This is a genomic window from Desulforhopalus vacuolatus (assembly GCF_016918505.1).
GTDB classification, from domain to species: domain Bacteria; phylum Desulfobacterota; class Desulfobulbia; order Desulfobulbales; family Desulfocapsaceae; genus Desulforhopalus; species Desulforhopalus vacuolatus.
The window spans coordinates 1-797 of sequence record NZ_JAFFPZ010000096.1; the positions used below are offsets into that span (position 1 = coordinate 1).

A 797-nucleotide genomic window follows, 5' to 3' on the forward strand; every position below is an offset into this window, starting at 1 on the left:
ACCGATGCGCCGGTGATCGCAGTAGTTGACGTGGCTGGCGATATTATTGAAGGGACGACGTTGAGTGATACCGGTTCGATCACCTTCACTGATGTGGATCTGACGGATCTTCCGTTGGCAACAGAAGTGACCAGTACTGTGGATGCGGTACTGGCCGACGGTTCGACACCACTCACCCTGAACGGAACCCAACAGGCTGCGATTGAAGCGGCGTTCACCATTGCAAACGTCGGTACGAACACCAACGATGGCAGCGTTACCTGGGATTATACAATCACTGAAGGCGAGCTGGACTTCCTTGCTGAAGGTGAGACTGTTACGGCTGTATTTACGATAACCGTCGATGATCAAAACGGCGGAACCGATACGCAGGATGTAACAATTACCATTACCGGAGCAACCGATGCGCCGGTGATCGCAGTAGTTGACGTGGCTGGCGATATTATTGAAGGGACGACGTTGAGTGATACCGGTTCGATCACCTTCACTGATGTGGATCTGACGGATCTTCCGTTGGCAACAGAAGTGACCAGTACTGTGGATGCGGTACTGGCCGACGGTTCGACACCACTCACCCTGAACGGAACCCAACAGGCTGCGATTGAAGCGGCGTTCACCATTGCAAACGTCGGTACGAACACCAACGATGGCAGCGTTACCTGGGATTATACAATCACTGAAGGCGAGCTGGACTTCCTTGCTGAAGGTGAGACTGTTACGGCTGTATTTACGATAACCGTCGATGATCAAAACGGCGGAACCGATACGCAGGATGTAACAATTACCATTACCGGAGC

The 797-nt window shown here is 52.4% G+C and carries 1 protein-coding gene; it reads left to right on the plus strand.

The window, feature by feature from the left end; translation table 11 throughout:
• A partial coding sequence (locus JWG39_RS16045) for a VCBS domain-containing protein (protein WP_205220443.1) occupies positions 1-797 on the plus strand: 797 nt, incomplete at both ends.